Below are 18,664 nucleotides of genomic sequence, written 5' to 3'. Positions count from 1 at the left end.
GCGGACCGACTGTTGCTGCAAAATGCCGCAGACACAAAACAGTTTTTTCTCTGTCTTATTTGGATGCTTTCTTTCCGAAGTTTCCGGAACGAACGACAACATCAAGAAGTACAGAGAATACAACGATGATACCGATGACAAGTCTCTGGATGCCGACCTGTGCACCGATCATGTTCAGACCATTCTCCAGTGTCTGCCATACAGCCGCACCGGCAAAGGTTCCGAGCAGAAGTCCTGTTCCGCCGAGCGGGGAGATGCCGCCGATAACGCCGGCCGCAACGCCGTACATCTCGTACATGTTTCCTGCTTCCATGTTGCCCATTCCTGCCTGTGCGCAGAGGATATAACCAACGACACACGCGCAGACAGCACTTACCAGATATGCCTTAATTGTTGTATTTACAACATTCACACCGGACAGTTTCGCAGCATCCACGTTGGAGCCGATCGCGTAAATATGTCTTCCTGTGCGGGTCTTTGAGAGCAGGAAGAAGAAGATCAGAAAGATCACGAGAGCGATCCAGAAGGTGTTGTAAACACCAAGTGTCTTTCCATAGTAGAAGACGTTCTGGAACTTATCCCCTGCTTCCTTTCCGATACCTGTGGCGATGGCATCCGTGTTTCGGTTGTTGTTGACCATGTAGGCAACGCCTCGTGTCACGAACATGGTACCCAGGGTAGCGATGAACGGCGGAAGCTTGAACTTTCCGACTAACATTCCGTTGATCACTCCGGTAACCAGGCAGCACGCCATCGCAACCGCCATCGCAACGAACGGATTGACGCCCATCGCCATCAGGGTTGCCGAGATCATGGCGCTCATTCCGACCATGGAACCGATCGAGAGATCGATGTTTCCGGTGATCAGAAGATAGCTCTGTCCGACGCCGATCAGAAGGTACTTTGACATGGAACGCAGAAGGTTCATGACGTTCTGTCCGGCAAATACTTTACGGTCGATGAGACCGAATGCTACATAGATGATGATCAGTCCCGCGAATGCCGTGATGACCGCGCCCATTCCGCGTGTCCCCAGGATCCGCTTTACTGTACTCTGCTTCTTTTCATTCATTCTCCTGTCCTCCCTCAGCTAACCTGTTGTTTCTTCTCAAATTCGGTAGCGAACTTCAGAACCTCATTCTGGCTTGTCTCCTTCGCCATGACTTCGCCGGTGATCTTTCCGTCGCACATGACGATGACGCGGTCCGCGATTCCCAGGACTTCCGGCATCTCCGAGGAGACGAACATAACGGCAATGCCCTGTTTCTTTAACTGGTTCATCAGGTTGTAGATCTCGACCTTCGCGCCTACATCGATGCCTCGTGTCGGCTCATCGAAGATCACGACTCTGGAATTTCTCGCCAGCCACTTTCCGACAACCACTTTCTGCTGGTTTCCTCCGGAAAGATTGCCCGCGTTGACCTCCACCGTCGGGGTCTTGATCAGGAGGTCCTTCACCGCCTTCTCGCAGAGGTCGTCCTCCTTTTTACTGCTGATCACGCCGAGCTTGCTGCAGATGAGGTCCAGGTTCGGGAGTGCCAGGTTATGACGGATGCTGAGTTTCGTGCAGAGACCGTCTTTTTTCCGGTCCTCCGGCGCCAGTACGATCCCGGCTTTGATCGCGTCCATCGGACAGGTGATCTTCACTTCTTTTCCGTCCAGCCAGATCTCCCCGCTGGTCTTCGGGTCAACTCCGAAGATCGCTCTCGTTGTCTCGGTACGTCCCGCTCCCATCAGTCCCGCGAATCCGACGATCTCGCCCTCATAGAGGGAGAAATTGATGTCGCGGACGAGATGTCCGGCATTTAAGTTTTTCACCTCGAAGATCTTCTTTCCTTTCGGGCAGGAGACTCTCGGGAACTGTTCCTTGATCTCACGGCCGACCATGTTTGCGATGATCTGTTCCATCGTCATATCTGCGAAATTTCCGTCTGTGATATACTGACCGTCACGCATAATCGTCACCCGGTCCACGATGGCCTTCAGCTCCTCCAGACGATGGGAAATATAGACGATTCCGCAGCCGTCTGCCTTTAACTGGCGGATGATCCGGAAGAGCTCCTCGATCTCTTTTGCTGTCAGGGAAGAAGTCGGCTCATCCATGATCAGGATCTTCGCGTGGATCGAAAGTGCCTTCGCGATTTCGACCATCTGCTGTTTGGATACCGGAAGATCGCCGACGGTCTGTCTCGGGTCGATGTCGATCTTCAGATCTCCGAGGATCTTTGCCGCCTCTGCCTCCATCTCCCGGTCATTTAAGACGATCCCGTTGACCTTCTCTCTTCCGAGGAACATGTTTTCCGCAACCGATAAGTGGCGGCACATGTTTAACTCCTGGTGGATGATCGCAACGCCGACGGCCTGTGCCTGCTTCGGTGTCAGATTGTCATATTCCGTTCCGAATATGGTCATCGTTCCGCTGTCTTTTGTATAAACACCGCTTAAGATCTTCATCAGTGTAGATTTTCCTGCTCCGTTCTCCCCGAGAAGCGCCATGACCTCTCCCGACCGGAGTTCGAAATTTACATGATCCAGGGCTTTGACGCCCGGGAATGTCTTGACGATGTCTTTCATTGAAACAATTACTTCGCCCATCTTCTCCCCCACTTTCCAGTTTTGGTTTCTCGTTTGATCCGGTCTACCGGGTCGTTTTATGTGTGCGAAAATATGCCCTGCACATCCTTTTGTGGCTATATTTCTAATGTTTTTCCTGTAACTGCAGGGATTCCGGACAGTTACATTCTTTTTGTGGTTTCTCCGCAAATCCCGGCATTTTCATTTTTTACAGGTTCATGGCGACACAGAGTGCCGCGATATCTCCGATTGATTCCCCGAGTCCCGCCGGAACGATCCGGCAGATCTCTACGCCCGGTTTCAGTGCTTCTTTCCGGATCTTTTCTTCCATGGAAGCTCTCAGATACTTCTCCGCCCGGACGAAAATACTTCCAATGACGATCACCTCCGGATTTAAAAGGTCGATCAGGATCGCCAGCATGCTTCCAAGATGTTCTCCTGTCTGCGCCCAGATCTGCAACGTCTCCGGATCTCCTTCTTTCGCCCGTTTTCCTAGCTCCGCCGCGGTTCCTTTTCCGTACTGGGCGATCCCGCCGCCGCTCACATATCCTTCGTACGAGCCGGACTTTCCGTAGCCAACGTGTCCATCCTCAAAAAGCCGTACATGACCGATCTCCCCGGCCAGCCCGCATGTTCCTTCGTAGAGCTTTCCGTTTAAGATCAGCCCCGCGCCGATCCCGGTCCCGAAGGTAAGAAAGATCATGTTCTCCGCGCCTTTTCCGGCTCCGAACTGCCATTCCGCCACGGCACAGGCATCCGCATCATTTCTTAAATATGCCGGAAGTCCGAACCGCTCCGTCAGCATATCCGTAATCGGAACTTCGTCCCATCCCGGAAGATTCGGAGGTCCCAGGATCACACCCGTCCTGCTGTTTAACGGTCCGCCGCAGCTGACGCCGATTGCTTTCGTCTGATCTGTTTTCAGATCCGCAACGCTCTGAAAGATCATTTCCAGAGTTTCTCCCTTCGTTGTCGTCGCGAATCGCTTCTTTTCAAGGATCGTTCCGTTCTCGTCTCCACGAACGATGGCTGTTTTCGTCCCGCCGATATCGATTCCTATGTACTCGTTCATATAGACCTCCCCTGTTAGTTCCATCTTACATGAAAAATGTCCCCCGTAACAGAGGACAATCCTACGGTTATGGGGGACAATATTTTGATGTATACAACAGGACGGGGCAGCTCCAATCCTACCTCACAATTCTCTTAAACTCACTCTTCTCATACACTGCCGCCACCTTCCCCTGCTCCACGACGAGCAGTCGGTCTGAGATATCAAGCGTATCGGAGATACTCGCGGTGATCATGAGTATCGCCGTCCCCTGTTTCTGGATCTGGCGCAGCACATTTAAAATTCTCATGCGGCAGAACATGTCGCCCTTTGCGAGCGGCTGGATGCAGACCATGATCCGCGGACGCAGAAGATTCATCTTATGATAGAGCAGGGCAAACTGGTCTTCCTGCGGAATATCGCGCACACAGGGCGCGTCGATCACCGGCCCCACGAGCGGCAGATATTCTGAATGGATGCTCCTATAGATCTTCCCCGGAATCAGGCTTTTTTTGAGTTTCCGGTCCAGGAGAAATGTCAGGTTCTCCATGTAGCTCCCATCCAGAAACAGCAGCCGGTTTACCCCGTCCGCCGGGATCACGGCGATCCCCTCATCGAGATAATCCGCCGCTTTTTTCTGCGTGTAGGTCACATGTTCCACTGTGATCCATCCTGATCTGCACCGCTTCTTCCCGGTCATCAGATCCATCATGTCCCCTGCGATCTTATTCTCCTTGTCGAGGATCGTCATACACTCACCGCGGTGCAGGATGAAGCGAAGACCATTTAAATTTCCGACTCCCACGGTGTGAAAGTGCAGGATCCCGTCATCCCCGGCATCCTGATCATTCTCCGTGGACATGATCTTCCATTCTGAGATGTACGGTGCCATCTTTTCGTCCGTCATCTCATCCCGCTCAAAGACCTTGTAGATGTGACCGTCCGAAAAAAGTGCGGTCCGGTCCGCGATCTTAAAGAGCTCCTGGTGGTGGTTTCCCACATAGAGCACGGAGATCCCCTCTTTCCGGATCTTCTTTAACATCTGCTGGAACTCGAAGAGCTCATACTGGCTCAAATAGTTCGCCGGGTTATCCACGATAATGAGATGACAGCCCGAAAGCAGCGCCTTTCCGAGCTCCACAAAGCATCTCTCAAGCTCTGTCAGGTTCTCCACTCTCTTTTCCAGGTCCACTTTCAGCCCTTTTTCCTCAAAAAAGCGGACCGCCTGGCTGAAGATCACCTGCTCATTGATAAAATATTTCCGGAAACCTTCCCGCAGGATAAAAAGGTTGTCCACAACGCTGAGTCCCTGCACGAGATGGCTCTTCTGCTCGATCAGCGCCACCTTGTTGGACTCGCCGCTGCTGTAGGCGTAGCTATTTACAACGTTTCCGTCATACCACACGGATCCCAGGCTGATCGGATCGTTCCGGCAGATCAGATCCACCATCTCTTTCTGGCCTTTCCGGTTCCGAGCCACCAGGCCAACGATCTCCCCGGCAAACATCTGGAATTCCAGATCATCCAGGAGCAGCTCTCCGTCCCGTTCAAGATCGACATGCGATATCCGAAGAAGTTCTTTTCTCATCGCCATCCTCCCTGACGATCCCCGTCGCGCACCAGCGGAAGCTCCACTATGACATCAGTTCCGATCCCCTCTTTGCTGTAGACATGGATTCCGTACTCCTCGCCGAAGAGGAGCCTGATCCGCCTGTTCACGTTCACCACCGCGATCCCGCCGCGGGCCGACTTCTTCTCCTCCTCTTTTTCCGGGACATCTGTCTCCACATCAAGACGGCGCAGTTTTTCATTCAGTTCCTTCAGTTTTTCGTCCGTCATTCCGCGCCCATCATCGGAAATCCTGATGTAGAGCCGTTCCTCACTCGCACTGATCCGGATCACAAGATGACCTTTTCCGATCTTTCGCTCGATCCCGTGGTAGATGGAATTTTCCACGATCGGCTGCAGTGTCAGCTTCGGAAGTTTGCACTGCAGAAAATCCATCTCCGTGAAATCGTCATCCGGATCCCGGTCATACTGGATCTTCAGGTCCAGTTTGGAACCGAATCGGAACTGTTGAATATAGTAATAATTCTCGATATTGGCAAGTTCGTCCTCCAGCGTCACGAGATTTTCCAGGTTTGAGATCGTGTAGCGGAAGAAGGTCGCCAGCGCCTCCGTCATCTCCGCGATGCTGTCCAGCCCCGCGATCAGCGCCTCACTCCGGATCCCCTCCAGCGTGTTGTAGAGGAAATGGGGATTGATCTGGTTCTGAAGCGCCAGATACTCCGCCTGTTTCTTCGAGATCGCGATCAGGTTGTTCCGGTCGATGATCTCGTTCAGGCGCAGGACTGCCTGCTCACTCTCCGGTGAAAACGGATAGCGGACCTTAAAAAGGTCCTCCATGACATAGCCCATGACAAACTGCTCATAGATCTTCCGAGTCTCCCGGTATGGGATCAGCACCGTCCGGTAGACGATCACCGCCAGAGCAGCGGAAAGCGCCGTAAATACCGCCGGGACCATCAGGGACTGCATTTCCCGGATGCACACCACCCACATTCTCACGAGGAATGCCCCGATCAGCCCGGCTGCGAGAAGTGCACACCATTTGATCCGGACGGACAGGTAATTTTTCTCATCGGTATATTTCTTCTCCATCATGAGTACAGCTTTCTGTATTCCTTGGGCTTTAAGCCCGCATATTTTGTAAAGGTCTTCGTGAAATACCGCACATCGCTGTAACCGACCTTCCCGCAGATATCGGCCACCGTGTCATTTGTCTCCTTTAAGAGCTTTTTTGCCATGTCCATGCGAACCTCCGAGAGGTATTCCAGAAACGTCATCCCCGTATCCTTTTTAAAGATCGTGCTAAGGTATGTCGGGGAGAGATCCACAACCTGACTGAGTTCTTCCAGCGTCAGCGGCTCTCCAAAATGTTCTTCCACATACTTTTTCACCACGCGGATCGGGCGGTTTTCATCCTGCCGCTTTAACCTTGCTGCCTTCTCATAGGAAGTCGTGATCCGTCTCGTCAGATAATCGAAAAGCTCCGCCGCATCTGCACAGTTGTCGGCACTGACGCTGAAGTTCTCCATAAAGTTCTCTTCCACCGGAAGGCGGTACTTTTTCATAAAAAACAGGTACTGGTTGCAGATCTCCTTCGTCATCTGAAGTATCTCATGACCGCTAATCTCCTTTTCAGCCAGCATTTTCGTTTTCAGATAGATCAGTTCTTCCCGCACTGCAAAGGAATCCAGACTCTCGAGCGTGTGGGCGATCCGGTCATTAAATTTCGCGAAGATCTCACTGTCCGCGAAGGACTCCCCGCTTTCGATCTTTCCTTCCATCAGCTTTCCCGTTCCTGCGAGCAGCCGCTCCTCGATGAGGAGTCTGGCATTTTTCAAGGAACTGCCGATCTCCGGGAGACTTTCCACGCCCTCTCCGAGCGCCAGCGTCACCGACAGGTTCTTTAAAATATCCCCCTGGACCCGAATCTCCGAGAGCAGGGCTTTCATCTGTCTCCGGATCTGCATCCGGTCCTCTGCGTCATAATTTAACAGAAAGAAATGGAATCCGTTGAGCTCCGTATTCTCTGTCTCCATAACATAGTCTTTTAAAAATCTTTCCGCCGCAGACTGGACTTTCTCCGCCATAAACTGGACATTCTGCTCCTCGTCGCAGACACGCCCATCCAGTTTTAAGATGGCGATGCAGAATTCCCCCGGCTCAAAACGATAGTGAAATTCCCGGTTGATCTCCAAAAGCGGCTGCGACAGGGTCTCCTTATTTCTTCTCCCCACAAGATCCTGTAAAAAGGCCTGTCTCAGGTTCTTCTCATCGCTTCTGATCGCCAGTCTGGTCTTCTCCTCCTGGCTCAGCTGCTCCGTCTGCACCCGGAAACGGGTGCTGAGGCGTTTTAATGTCTCCGTCAGCTCGTCCTTTTTTATCGGTTTTAAGAGATACGCATTCACCCCATACCGGATTGCCATCTGCGCATACTCAAAATGGCGGTAGCCGCTGATGATCACAAACTCCGCATTCGGAGCTTCCTCTTTTCCGAGCCGGATCAGGTCCAGCCCATCATATCCCGGCATCCGGATGTCCGTGATCACGATATCCGGATGAACTTCCTTTATCTTTTCCAGCGCATCGATCCCGTTCTCCGCGACCGCTGCGACCTTCATATCAAGAGCATCCCAGTCCACCAGCTTTTCGATCAGCTGGCAGACCTTGCTCTCATCATCCGCGATCAGTACCTTTAACATCCTCGTTCCCCCCTGTTTCCCCCAAAGTCATATTAAGGTTATTGTACCCCGCCGGGCATGATTCCGTCAACCGGTATAGAGCGACGCTCTTCACGCTTTTTTTGCTGACATCTGCCCAAAAGGTCCGGCATTCTCTCCCCATATCTGGTCCGACCATTCTTTTCCACTTGACACACACCACAACATCTGGTATATATAGCTTGTACCGATCATATGACTGACGGATAAGTGGATAAACCACGTGAAGTATGATCGAAGAAAGCCGACCGTCTGGGCAATCATAGCGCAGACTGTGGGTTATTTTTTTACGCTTTTTCAGTCTATTGGCGTCTCTCACGCCGCGCTGTGATTCTGTAACAGCGAAATTTTCCAAAGTGATTTCGCCGCCTTATAAAATACCACGAGAACATCTGCTCTTTCAAAAACGGCTCTATCCCTTTTCGGTGCCGGAATAAGAGGAAAGCAGAAATCCCATCGGCGAAGCCGATTTGAAATGGATCTTTGATTCCTGTAGGTGTGAGTCTGCCGAACAGTTACGTGTATTTTAAAAAATACAGAGAAATGAGAAAATTTCTTATGAAAATGATTTTGATAATCATTCTCATGTAATCTATTGTTTTTCTTTTGTCCCTCTGTTATAATGGCAAAGCATTTCTTCACAATGGAAGATTTCAAAATTTATCCGATCCGACAAAATGTACTGGTGAATGATCGCCTGCTTTTTCCGGACCGGGAAACCGGAATTTCTGACAACCACAGGATTTCCGCAGCACATGTGATTGAAACATATAAGGAGGAACCATCATGTCTGAACAGAATACCCCGAACGGTACTGCTGACCTTTTCAAAAAAGCCTGGAGAGGATTCCAGGGCGCAAAATGGACCGATGAGGTCAATGTCCGCGAATTTATCCAGAATAACTATACCCAGTATGACGGAAACGAGGATTTCCTCGCCGCTCCGACCGAGGCGACCGACAAACTCTGGGGGCGTCTTCAGGAACTCCAGAAAGAGGAGCGCAAAAAAGGCGGCGTTTTAGAGTGTGAGACTGAGATCGTGTCCAGCCTGACTTCCTACGGCCCGGGCTACATCGACGAGAGCTTAAAGGATCTTGAGACCATCGTCGGTCTCCAGACTGACAAGCCGTTAAAGCGCGCCTTCATGCCTTACGGCGGAATCAAAATGGCGGAGGAAGCCGCTGAGACTTACGGATATAAAGTAAACGAGAAGTTCCACAAGATCTTCACCGAATACCATAAGACACACAATCAGGCAGTCTTTGACGCTTACACACCTGAGATGAAAGCTGCCCGCCACTGCCATATCGTAACCGGTCTTCCGGATACCTACGGCCGCGGACGTATCGTCGGTGACTACCGCCGCGTGGCCCTCTACGGTATCGACTTCCTGATCGAAGAGAAGAAGAAAGACCTGGATCTCTGCGGAAACGGCGCAATGTACGATGAGATCATCCGCCAGAGAGAGGAGATCGCAGAGCAGATCCGTGCCTTAAAGGGCATGAAAGAGATGGCAAAGATCTACGGATATGACATTTCTGGTCCGGCAACAAACGCAAAAGAAGCGATCCAGTGGCTTTATTTCGGCTATCTTGCCGCTGTTAAGACTCAGAACGGCGCAGCTATGAGCGTTGGACGTATCTCTACCTTTATCGATATCTACGTAAACCGTGACCTCGAGGAAGGTACACTTACCGAGTCCCAGGCACAGGAGCTGATCGACCATATGACCATGAAGTTCCGTATGGTGAAGTTTGCAAGAATTCCGTCCTACAACCAGCTCTTCTCCGGTGACCCGGTTTGGGCAACTCTCGAGGTTGCAGGTCTCGGACAGGACGGACGCCACATGGTCACAAAGACCGACTACCGTTTCCTCCATACTTTAGAGAACATGGGACCGTCCCCGGAGCCGAACCTGACCGTGCTCTACTCTTCCCGCCTTCCGGAAAACTTCAAGAAGTACGCATCGAAGATCTCCGTTGACACTTCTTCCATCCAGTACGAGAACGATGACGTGATGCGTCCGGTATGGGGCGACGACTACAGCATCTGCTGCTGCGTATCCGCTACCCAGACAGGTAAGGAGATGCAGTTCTTCGGTGCCCGCGCAAACCTTGCAAAGTGCCTGCTCTACGCGATCAACGGCGGTAAGGACGAGAAGTACATGACAAAGGACGGCAAACCGATGCAGGTTGGTCCGGAGTATGCACCGATCACCTCCGAGTATCTCGACTACGACGAGGTCATGCACAAATATGATCTCATGATGGACTGGCTTGCAGGAATCTATGTGAATATCCTGAACCTGATCCAGTACATGCACGATAAATATTACTACGAGGCAGCCGAGATGGCTCTCATCGACACCGACGTGCGCCGCACCTTCGCGACCGGTATCGCAGGTTTCTCCCATGTGGTGGATTCCCTCTCCGCGATCAGGTACGCAAAGGTCAAGGTTGTCCGCGACGAGAACGGCATGGCGTCCAGCTTCATCACAGAGGGTGACTTCCCGCGCTACGGAAACGACGATGACCGAGCCGACGATATCGCAGTTTGGCTGTTAAAGACTTTCTTAAAGAAAGTGAAAAAGTACCACACCTACCGGAACTCCGAGGCGACAACTTCCATCCTTACGATCACTTCCAACGTGGTTTACGGTAAGGCAACTGGCGCTCTTCCGGACGGACGTGCAGCGTTCACTCCGTTTGCCCCGGGCGCTACCCCGTCCTACGGTGCGGAGCAGAGCGGACTTCTCGCTTCCTTAAACTCTGTCGCAAAGCTTCCGTATGAGTACGCACTCGACGGAATCTCCAACACCGAGACGATCGCTCCTGGTGCACTCGGACACTCCGAGGACGAGAGGAAGAACAACCTCGTTCATGTTCTCGACGGATACTTTGACCAGGGCGCTCATCACCTCAACGTGAATGTCTTCGGTCTTGATAAGTTAAAAGACGCGATGGAACATCCGGAGAAACCGGAGTATGCAAACTTCACGATCCGCGTTTCCGGTTATGCTGTTAAATTTATTGATCTGACAAGAGAGCAGCAGCTGGATGTCATTGCAAGAACTTGCCACGAGGCGATGTAAATTTATTCATTTAAAATCAGCCGGGAATGTTGTTTATTCCCGGCTGAGTCTAAATTATGCAGTTTTTTCTGGCTTGGCATTGATATTTTAGTGTTTGCGCTTTTGCACCGCACTGCTCATTTTACCTTTATTTTTATCCCCGGCAGATTCCGGGAGAAGGGAAACTATTTATATGGAAACAACAGGCTACATTCACTCCATCGACAGTTTTGGTTCCGTAGACGGACCCGGAGTCCGCTTTGTGACTTTTCTTCAGGGCTGCCATATGCGGTGCCGGTATTGTCATAATCCGGATACGTGGATGCTGGCAAACACTGCTGCCATTTCCGGACCACAGACCTCCGAAAACGCAGCTCATGCGAATACTGTCCAAAATACAGCTTCTGACAGCGCCGCGCCTTCCTCCGTCTGTAATTACAAGGAAATGACCCCCTCTGCCCTGATCAGACAGGCGCTCCGCTACAAACGCTACTGGGGCAATGAGGGCGGCATCACGGTCAGTGGAGGCGAACCGCTCTTACAGATCGATTTCATGAATGAACTTTTCCGTCTTGCAAAGGAAAACGGCGTCGGCACAGTACTTGACACCGCAGGACAGCCGTTTACAAGAGAAGATCCATTTTTCTCAAAGCTCACCGATCTCATGGAAAATACCGATCTTGTCATGCTGGATTTAAAGCACATCGATCCGGAAAAGCACCGCGCTCTCACCGGCCATACCAACGAAAATATCCTGGCCTTCGCCAGATACCTGAATGAGATCGGCAAACCCATGTGGATCCGCCACGTCCTCGTTCCCGGCGTGACCGACGATGAAGAACATCTTTACGGTATCCGAGCGTTCCTGGACACCCTGTCCAATGTAAAAAAAGTCGAAGTTCTTCCGTACCATACACTTGGCATCTACAAATGGGAGTCCCTCGGCATCCCCTACACCTTAAAAGATGTGGATCCGCCGACTGCAGACACGGTGAAGCGGGCAGAAGAAATTCTGGGGTGTTCGAAATAAGTTTTCTGCATACAGACTCTCTGATCTATACCTGCACTTTTCTCTAAAACTTCAGAAATCACAATTTGTTTCTCAAATCACTGTGATTTTCATATTCCTTTTTTCTCGCTGTTCATATAAGTAAAACACGTACTGTCTAAAATTGAGCTCTATCCAACTCCAGTCAGTACGTGTTTCTCTTATTTTTTCTGATTATAAATTTTCTTCAAATCCTCAATCGCGAGAACCGGATCCATCGTATGAAACATCATATAATTTCGTTTCATAACTTCGACCGGTGCTTGTTTGTATATCTTTTTGCTATCCTCACCGCTGTAGTAATGCCAATAACGATAAATGTAGCCAATCCAATACAGGACATCTTTTGAAAATACTTCTCCGCCAACCGACACTTTATTGCCAGCATTATCCACAACTTCCTCCAAGAGATATTCTTCCCCTGCCCATTGCATACGATTATATTTTGAGTCAAGCGCTCTTGACACATCTGAATTCATAAACACACGAATGAATTTTATACTATCATACTTCTGATTCGCTGATAGCTCAAATAATCTCCCCTGTATATCACATAATTTTAACGCTATTTCATCCAAATTTGTACCTCTTTTTACCGCAAAACACATTTTCTGAAAAGAAAAGCGGAGCAAACATCGTATCCACAATGCCGCTCCGCAAAAGTTAAACTTTTTCCATGTATCTATATTTTATGCTGTCTTGAACCAATTGTCAACCACTAATTTGAGAAAATTAAATGTACTACTAATCATTGAATTTGATAGATAATACTCCTGATGTTTATTAACTCGTCCCATTAATTTCTGAAGTTCGTCCTCTGCTGCTTTCCGTATTCCATCACTCTCAACCATTGTTTTATGTAGGTAGATAGAACAATATGTTACTTTTCATGGGTAGGAATTTTCTGAACTGAAAATTCCGTATGATACCGTTATGGCCGCGGATTTTGCCGATTCGGAATGCGAAGCATCGGCAAAATCCTGTTACAGTACACGGGCATAGAGTGCCCGTGTACTGTAACAACAATATTACTATTTGCTGAATCCTTGCATTACTCATACGATTTTTACGAAAATTCATATTCATGCCTTGAATGGTCATAAGTTTGGCGGTAATCGATGCATTGGTTACATTCGTCGAAGTTCTAGCTTTTAAATCATTAAGAATACAGTTATTGTGTGCAGATGCATTTCTAATCTTTTTACATGTTAACAAATTATAGTAATTATCCATCATGTCCCTATCCGCAAATCTTTTTGCACAAAACCCATAGAAATCAACAAATCTTCCCAACGTTATGATTTCTACAAACGCCCATACAGGATAAGCATCATCATACTTTTCAATAATACCACTACAATAAATGCTCCTTCTGCATCTCTCGATTTCACCGTCATATATCTTTTTCTGTCTTTCCGTCAAAGAATTAATATAATCCTGTACGATTTGATAGCCATCCTCATCATACTCATCCAGTTTTCTCAAAAGCTGGAGTTTTGCATGATGCTCGATATCAAGTGCCATATGAACGATTTGATATCGAAGCCTCATGTCTATAATTGCCATATCTACCAGATACGCAAATTCAAGATTTATATATTTTCCTTTATTCTTCCCATCTGGATGTTTGTTATAGTTTTTTCTGTACGCTGTGAGCTTAAAATAATTATTATTTTGTTCTAAATATTTCTTAGCATCACTCTCATCCATAATGTTAAACAGAATACCTTTATCCTTCAAGTGTTCAATTTGCTCATCTAAAGATAACTTAGATTTCTTTATCGTCATTCTTTAGTCTTCATCCCCCATTTTTCATATGCTCATTTCTTGCTCTCAGCCAGTTCCCCAAGCTTCCCCAGCAATTCCTTCGCCTTCTCCATCATCGGCTCGCAATCCTTATACTTCTTTCCCTTATCCTGATAGAACAGCACCGGCTTTTCGCCCTGTGCGAAGCGCAGAGCGGTCTTATACCCGGCGATGAGGGCCGGGATCCCGGTGACATCGAGCTTTGCCTTCGGGTAGAGCTCGATCCGGATCTCCTGGGTGTTGATGTCCACCTCGGTCACGTAGGCGCGGTGGGCCATGGCTTTTAATTCCGCAACCCTGAGCAGATTGTCCACGGATTTCGGAATATCGCCGAAGCGATCGATCAGCTCATCCTGCATATCCATATACTCGTCGTCCGTCTCGATGGCGGAAATTCTCTTGTATACATCTAACTTCAGATACTCATTCTTGATATATCCATCCGGAATAAACGCGTCGATATCACAGTCCACCACGGTCTCAAAGGTCTCTTCCTCTTCCTGTCCGCCTTTTAAGGCAATAACCGCCTCATTGAGCATCTTGCAGTAAAGGTCATATCCGACTGCCTCCATGTGTCCGTGCTGCTCCGCTCCGAGAATGTTTCCCGCACCGCGGATCTCAAGGTCCCGCATCGCGATCTTGATGCCGGAGCCGAGCTCCGTGAACTCGCGGATCGCCTGGAGACGTTTTTCCGCGTCCTCCTTCAGCATCTTATCGCGCTTGTACATGAGGAACGCATAGGATGTCCGGTTCGAACGCCCGATCCGCCCGCGGATCTGGTAAAGCTGGGAGAGGCCCAGCCGGTCCGCATCCTGGATGATCATCGTGTTGGCATTCGGGATATCGAGTCCCGTCTCGATGATCGTCGTGGAGACGAGCACATCGATGTCACCGTTGATGAAATCCAGCATGATCTTCTCAAGCTGGTGCTCATTCATCTGACCATGTGCGAATGCCACATTTGCCTCCGGAACAAGCGACGCCACATGGTTTGCGACCTCGTCGATGTTGTTGACGCGATTGTATACATAGTACACCTGTCCGCCGCGTCCTAACTCTCTGTGGATCGCCTCGCGGATCATTTCGTCGTTGTACTCCATGACGTACGTCTGGATCGGCACACGGTCCACCGGCGGCTCCTCGAGAACACTCATATCGCGGATCCCGATGAGACTCATGTGCAGTGTTCTCGGGATCGGCGTCGCCGTCAGAGTCAGAACATCCACGTTCTGCTTCATCTGCTTGATCTTCTCCTTGTGTGTCACGCCGAACCGCTGCTCCTCATCGACGATCAGAAGTCCCAGACTCTTGAACTGCACATCCTTGGAAAGCACCCGGTGCGTGCCGACCACGATGTCCACATATCCTTTTTTCAGACCTTCGATCGTCTTTTTCATCTCTCCGGGCGTCCGGAACCGCGACATCATGTCCACGCGGACCGGGAAATCCTTCATTCTCTGGACGAACGTATTGTAGATCTGCTGCGCCAGGATCGTTGTCGGGACCAGGTACACGACCTGTTTTCCTTCCTGCACCGCCTTGAACGCCGCGCGGAGTGCGATCTCCGTCTTTCCGTATCCCACATCCCCGCAGATCAGGCGGTCCATGATCTTCTTGCTCTCCATGTCCCGCTTCGTATCGTCGATCGCAGTGAGCTGATCGTCCGTCTCATCGTAGGGGAACATCTCCTCGAATTCCTTCTGCCACACCGTATCCGGCCCGTACTGAAAGCCCTCCGCGTCCTGACGCGCTGCGTAGAGCTCCACAAGCTCTTTCGCGATCTCCCGGACTGCCGTGCGGACCTTCGTCTTCGTCTTCGTCCACTCGGTCCCGCCGAGCTTGTTTAACTTCGGAACCTTCGCGTCAGCCCCCGCATACTTCTGGATCCCCTCCAGACGGGTCGCCGGAAGATAGAGGTTTCCACCGTCCCCGTACTCGACCTTGATGTAGTCTTTGATGACATGGTCCTGCTCGATCTTCTCGATTCCCTTATAGATGCCGAGACCATGACTCTCATGCACCACGTAGTCGCCGACAGAGAGTTCGGAGAAGCTGCTGATCTTCTTTCCTTCGTAATTATATTTTTTTCGCTTTTTCTTCCGCTTTTCCACGCCGAACATGTCGCCCTCAGTGATGACGACGAACTTGATCAGCGGGTACTCAAAGCCCTTATGGAGTTTTCCGTAGGTAACCATGATCTCCCCCGGAGCAACCGGCTGTCCCGGGTCTTCCGGACAGAATGCCCGCAGGTCATACTCCCTTAAATCTCCTGCAAGGCGGCTCGCCCTGGTCCTTGACGCGGAGAGGAGGACAACGCGGTATCCGTCCTTCTTCCATCTCGTCAGGTCCTTGATCAGGATCTCGAAGCTGTTCTGGTAGGAATTTAAGTTCTTTCCGGTCAGGCTGTACTTCGCCTTCGGAGTCATGCCGGGGAGTCTCTGGTCGAGTCCGGTCATGAAGATCGTGTGCGGCGTGTGCGCGTCCGCCAGGATCGTTTTCGAAGAAAACAGGAGGTCCGCCTGCCCCGGCAGGATATAGCCCTGTTCCAGGCGATGGGACATGCTCTCCCGGAACTCGGTCTCCACGGTCTCCGCTTTTTCCTTCATCCGCTGGGGCTCATCTAAAATCAATGCCAGGCCAGATGCCTGTTTCTTTTTGGCTGTTTTTCCGGCCGCCCTTGCCGTTTTCTTTCCTGATGTCTTCGTCCCAGCTGTCCCAGTATCGCTTTGATCTACGTTCCCGCCTGATTCTACTGTCTTCTTTCCTGCCTCTTCAGCTTCAGTTTCAATAACTCCCACTTCCGCCTGTTTTCCTGTTTCTGTCGCAGAAGACACCAAAGTGACCTTAGCACCGACTTCTTTCATATAGTCAAGAAATGAAACCGTATCTTTACAGAAATACCTGATATACGCATCCAGCGTCTGGACATCAAAGCCCTCTTTTAAGGATTCCACAAGCTCCCCGACAGCCCGCCTGATCCGCGTCGCCTCCTCCGGCTTTTTCTGGTCGCGGAAGGTCTTTTCCTGCTTCTTTCCCTCCGCTTCCAGGCGCAGGATCCCGTCCTCGATATGTTCCTTCGTGAGGATCAGTTCTGCTGCCGGATAGATCGTGACCTCGTCCATCTGCTGGATCGACCGCTGGCTCTCGGCATCAAAGGAGCGGATGGAATCCACCTCATCTCCCCAGAGCTCGATCCGGACCGGGACCTCCTCCGTGAGCGGAAAGACATCGAGAATTCCGCCGCGGACCGAAAACTGTCCCATTCCATCGACCTGTCCCATCCGCTCATAGCCCATGTTCGTGAGCTGTGTCTTGATCTCCTCGATATCCAGAGTCTGCCCCGCCATGATATTTAAGCAGCTGTCCTTGATCATGGAAAGCGGCAGAAGATGGTCCATTAGACCATCCACCGTTGTCACGACAACGCCGCCTTCGTCCTCCAAAAGATGTTTAAACACCTGCATCCGCTGTCTCGTCAGGAGATTTCCGTGGATATCAGAGCTGTAAAACAGAAGGTCTCTTGCCGGGTACAGCCATGTATTCGGCTCAAAATAGCTGAAATCATCATAGATCTCCTTCGCCCGGTTGTCATCGTACGTCACGACAAGGCGCCACGGATGTTCCTTCGAGAGTTCATACATGACATGAACTTTCTGGGAATCCGTCACGCCGCTGACCTGGATCGGACCTTTTCCTTTATCCATATCCTGTTTCATATCGGTATACTCCGCCAGCTCCGCGAGCGGATTTGCAAAAACTTCAGCCATGGTTCCTCCTGTTTTTATTCGTTTCCTGTCCGATCATATTTCTGATTCTATTCCAGTTAGTGTGCATAGGCATTCTCCGCACGCACACTGCGGCAAAATTTTGCCAATACTTCTTTTATTTTTCTTCTTTCTTCCGGTTATGATCATTCATCGCCTGCGCGATCCCGACATTCACGATCTCGCAGACTGCGTCGGCCGCTTCCTTCACTGCGTCATCCATCGTCGCCTGTTCTTCCTTTGAGAAATGTCCCAGCACATAATCCGCGAGATCCATCCGGGACGGCTTCTCGCCGACTCCGACCTTCACCCGCGGGAATTCCTGCGTTCCAAGGTGTGCGATGATGCTCTTGATCCCATTGTGTCCGCCTGCGCTTCCCTTGGCGCGGATCCGTAACTGCCCAGGTGCCAGGCTGATATCATCATACACGATCAGGATATCCTCAGGATCTACCTTATAATAGTCTGCTGCCGCGCGGATGCTCTCCCCACTGGAATTCATATATGTCTGCGGCTTCATGAGAATGACCTTCTCACCGCCGATAACGCCTTTCCCACAGAGCGCCTTGTGCTTTTTCTCTGAAATATCAGCCCCGACCTTCTCCGCGAGGGCATCCATCACCATAAAGCCCGCATTATGCCTTGTATTTTCATATTCCTTTCCCGGGTTTCCGAGACCTGCAATAATTAACATTTCTATCTCCTTTGCACATTTTCTCTGCCTGCTGTGTGCTTCCCGCCGCAGGCAGAGCAAAAACTGAACTTTTCTAAACTGCAACGCATTTAAGGGGCCTTTTTCCAAAGTCCCCTAGTTTCTACATTTTATCAGCTTTGACCCCCATGCGCAAGGGGCAGTTGATCCATAACAACACAAAAAGGGATCTGCCGTCAGCAGCTCCATCATGGCATGCATTTTAACCATGGTCTTCAATTTCAACATATGCGTGACTTTTCCGGTGCTTCGCATTCCGGACCGGTCGAATCACCATCTTGTCTTTTTTTACTTTACATGGTAAACTGGTTTCACCTCACAATGGTTCTACCACACTTGAAACGAAAATACTGA

General features: G+C 50.4%; 12 protein-coding genes and 1 riboswitch. Of the genes, 2 read left to right on the top strand and 10 right to left on the bottom strand.

Features of this window, described 5'->3' with window-relative positions:
* Positions 1-55 precede the first annotated feature (55 nt).
* From ABCW45_RS10360 to ABCW45_RS10335, 6 genes are all read right to left on the bottom strand, one after another.
* The gene (locus ABCW45_RS10360) at positions 56-1,072 is read right to left on the bottom strand and encodes an ABC transporter permease (protein WP_117504755.1); all 1,017 of its coding nucleotides are present in this window, start codon (positions 1,070-1,072) and stop codon (positions 56-58) included.
* Between the two features lie 14 nt (positions 1,073-1,086).
* A complete protein-coding gene (locus tag ABCW45_RS10355) occupies positions 1,087-2,595 on the bottom strand; it encodes a sugar ABC transporter ATP-binding protein (protein ID WP_117504753.1) in 1,509 nt (502 codons plus the stop codon).
* Positions 2,596-2,782: 187 nt separating this feature from the next.
* On the bottom strand, positions 2,783-3,646 hold the full coding sequence (locus tag ABCW45_RS10350; protein WP_118650403.1) for an ROK family protein: 864 nt from the start codon (positions 3,644-3,646) through the stop codon (positions 2,783-2,785).
* A 118-nt stretch (positions 3,647-3,764) separates the two neighbouring features.
* On the bottom strand, positions 3,765-5,213 hold the full coding sequence (locus tag ABCW45_RS10345; RefSeq protein ID WP_243035800.1) for an ATP-binding cassette domain-containing protein: 1,449 nt from the start codon (positions 5,211-5,213) through the stop codon (positions 3,765-3,767).
* Positions 5,210-6,289, bottom strand: coding sequence for a sensor histidine kinase (locus ABCW45_RS10340; RefSeq protein WP_343220795.1), 1,080 nt, complete (start codon positions 6,287-6,289; stop codon positions 5,210-5,212). The genes ABCW45_RS10345 and ABCW45_RS10340 overlap by 4 nt, the downstream gene beginning before the upstream one ends.
* Positions 6,286-7,893 carry a response regulator transcription factor gene (locus tag ABCW45_RS10335; RefSeq protein ID WP_343220794.1) on the bottom strand — a complete coding sequence of 536 codons (1,608 nt, stop codon included), beginning with the start codon at positions 7,891-7,893 and terminating at the stop codon, positions 6,286-6,288. Before ABCW45_RS10335 ends, ABCW45_RS10340 begins: the two co-directional genes overlap by 4 nt.
* Positions 7,894-8,096: 203 nt before the next feature.
* Positions 8,097-8,176, top strand: a riboswitch (ZMP/ZTP riboswitch).
* 521 nt (positions 8,177-8,697) lie between these two features.
* Between ABCW45_RS10335 and pflB the strand changes: the two genes are divergently transcribed.
* Together pflB and ABCW45_RS10325 are read left to right on the top strand one after the other, a co-directional pair.
* Positions 8,698-11,001 carry a formate C-acetyltransferase gene (gene pflB / locus ABCW45_RS10330; protein ID WP_343220793.1) on the top strand — a complete coding sequence of 768 codons (2,304 nt, stop codon included), beginning with the start codon at positions 8,698-8,700 and terminating at the stop codon, positions 10,999-11,001.
* 172 nt (positions 11,002-11,173) lie between these two features.
* The gene (locus ABCW45_RS10325; RefSeq protein WP_343220792.1) at positions 11,174-12,010 is read left to right on the top strand and encodes a radical SAM protein; all 837 of its coding nucleotides are present in this window, start codon (positions 11,174-11,176) and stop codon (positions 12,008-12,010) included.
* A 179-nt stretch (positions 12,011-12,189) separates the two neighbouring features.
* On the opposite strand, the gene ABCW45_RS10320 is transcribed toward ABCW45_RS10325, so the two are convergent.
* The 4 genes from ABCW45_RS10320 to pth all read right to left on the bottom strand — a co-directional run bounded on the left by ABCW45_RS10320 (position 12,190) and on the right by pth (position 18,292).
* Positions 12,190-12,606, bottom strand: a complete 417-nt coding sequence (locus ABCW45_RS10320) for a nucleoside phosphorylase-I family protein (protein WP_242992148.1) — start codon at positions 12,604-12,606, stop codon at positions 12,190-12,192.
* A gap of 277 nt (positions 12,607-12,883) precedes the next feature.
* Positions 12,884-13,816, bottom strand: a complete 933-nt coding sequence (locus ABCW45_RS10315; protein ID WP_343220791.1) for an Abi family protein — start codon at positions 13,814-13,816, stop codon at positions 12,884-12,886.
* Positions 13,817-13,848: 32 nt separating this feature from the next.
* A complete protein-coding gene (mfd, locus tag ABCW45_RS10310; RefSeq protein ID WP_343220790.1) occupies positions 13,849-17,601 on the bottom strand; it encodes a transcription-repair coupling factor in 3,753 nt (1,250 codons plus the stop codon).
* A gap of 115 nt (positions 17,602-17,716) precedes the next feature.
* Positions 17,717-18,292 (bottom strand): aminoacyl-tRNA hydrolase, encoded by a 576-nt coding sequence (pth, locus tag ABCW45_RS10305; protein ID WP_343220789.1) that lies wholly within the window; start codon positions 18,290-18,292, stop codon positions 17,717-17,719.
* Positions 18,293-18,664: the final 372 nt, after the last annotated feature.

Source organism: Pilosibacter fragilis, from assembly GCF_032490495.1.
GTDB lineage: Bacteria > Bacillota > Clostridia > Lachnospirales > Lachnospiraceae > Pilosibacter > Pilosibacter fragilis.
Note: the sequence above shows the minus strand (reverse complement) of the source record. Positions and strands in the feature narration are given on the sequence as shown.